This window comes from Pseudovibrio sp. POLY-S9 (genome assembly GCF_001431305.1).
GTDB lineage: Bacteria > Pseudomonadota > Alphaproteobacteria > Rhizobiales > Stappiaceae > Pseudovibrio.
In genome coordinates this window covers 1-1,977 of sequence record NZ_LCWX01000156.1, presented here as the reverse complement: position 1 = coordinate 1,977, position 1,977 = coordinate 1, and the positions used below count along the sequence as shown (strand labels likewise).

1 protein-coding gene is annotated in these 1,977 nt (G+C 45.1%); it reads left to right on the top strand.

The window, feature by feature from the left end:
• Positions 1 to 811: 811 nt before the first annotated feature.
• Positions 812 to 1,531 carry a LuxR family transcriptional regulator gene (locus PPL9_RS14265; protein ID WP_057463328.1) on the top strand — a complete coding sequence of 240 codons (720 nt, stop codon included), beginning with the start codon at positions 812 to 814 and terminating at the stop codon, positions 1,529 to 1,531.
• Positions 1,532 to 1,977 lie beyond the last annotated feature (446 nt).

Here is a 1,977-nt window from a genome sequence, read left to right as displayed (position 1 = left end):
GAATTTATCGTATCAGAAGGCTCTCCAGTTTTCCTGAGCCAGTCCAAAGGGGTATGGTCTGTGAGTAATAGAGCCTCATACTGAAATGACGCCCAATGATCCGAGTTGCCTGTCAACGCGGTTCGATTTCATAATTGAAGTCCGGACTTTGCTGACGTTCTCTGCGGCGTAGAGAACTGGAAGTGAGTATGGCTACGCCAAGATGCGTCGGGCCAGGAGCTGCCGTTCGACGACTTCTATCAAGGGTTGCGCAAGTCCTTGCAGATGAGACTACGGTCTCTTTCTGAAGAGCTCTTCTCAGCATATGATTATGTGAAGCGCCCGATAAGATAAGGGGCATTTTGAGCCCAAAGCGGCTCTGGAATGGAGTTGTCCCCGTTGTCCCCCTCAGATATATCGTTGAGGTTTTTGCATCTATCTAGGGCAAATAGAAGCACGAAATCTGATCTCGACCATGTGTAAAAAAGTATAATGTTTTCATTGGATTAAATGCGGAACCGTATCAGTAAGAAAACACTAACCAAGTGTTAACGCGCTCTTTTCAATGTATTTTCCCAATAAAAACCTATTTATAATTTTAAATCTGAAATTATTAAATGAGATATTTTCGAATAAAACATAGTACAATTTAACAGTACTAATATCTATGGGCATATTTCTATTGGGATCGAAGTAATATTGAATACATTTATTTATTGTTATGAAAATAGCTAGCCTCTTTTAGATGATGGGTAATAGCTTCACCTTATAAATCAGGTGAATGTTTCGTAAGGTAAGATTGTTGGAGGCATTATATGTAGGGGCGTATAAAATGAACTCATTGACTGCTGCACTAGAATTTATTGAATCTGTTAATAATGAAGAGACACCTGATCTTGTTTCTAAGCGTCTTGCTGAACTTGGTCAGTCTTTTGGCTTTACAAGTTTTTGTCTTGCCGCGATCCCCGAAACTAACACATCCTTTGATGGGTCTATTATGTTGAGTGGCTGGCGGTCTGAATGGCAACAACGTTATCTCGATCATAATTACATACAAAATGATCCGATTGTCGCAAAAGCGCGTACTGCTAGTCGCCCATTTCTTTGGTCCAGCGTTGCCCGTGATAGCAATCTTTCTGCAGCTGCACAGCAAGTTCTGTCAGAAGCACGCGATTACGGAATGTATGACGGAGTGTGTGTGCCAGTGCGTGGCCTTCAGAACTATCAAGGCATGCTGATTTTTGGTGGACCAGAAGTTCGACTGAATGAACGCGAAATCAGTGTTCTTCATCTGGTTGGCATTTATGCGAGTAATAAAGTGCGTGAACTAGCTGGTTCAAACATCAGTCGCCCTCGTCATCGCATTACTCCTCGTGAACTTGAGTGTCTGAAGTGGGCAGCTGCAGGCAAGACAAGTTGGGAGATCAGTCAGATCCTAAATATTTCTCAGCATACTGCGGACTGGTATCTGGCTTCGGCTGCCAGAAAGCTGCATGCTTCGAATAGAACACACGCGGTAGCTGAGGGTTTTCGGTTCGGCCTTATTCAATAAGTCTAAACGACACTTACTTATGCTCTCGGCAGGGTTCGCACCGCGCTTCCTGCTGTTTGCACTTTTACGGCATCCCGATTGTCGCAATTCAACCGATCGGTAAGGTGCAGCTACTCACGAGGCGATTAAGGCGTTGACTGTAAGCTTTTCTCTGAGTGCTTCGTAAGCGGCCGGTGAAGGTTGTAAAATCACTCCCACTGGTTGAGTTTTACCTCCAGATCGACGTCCCCCTTGTAGCTGAGAAGTTTGCCGAATGTATTGCAGCGATTAGTTGAGCCCATCAGACTTTAACTTCCATTCACTGCACTGCGTGAACTGAGGTAAGTGAGAGGCTGTTGCCAGCATCGTGGGCCATTACCTGATGGGGTGGATGGCTCCTGCTCCCACCAACGCCGTAATGCGTCATACTGCAGTTGTCATGGACAGCAAACGAATGGAGCCACCCC

Excerpts from the sequence above, each read along its gene's own strand:
- PPL9_RS14265 (WP_057463328.1), top strand. The coding sequence starts at position 812 with ATGAACTCATTGACTGCTGCACTAGAATTTATTGAATCTGTTAATAAT.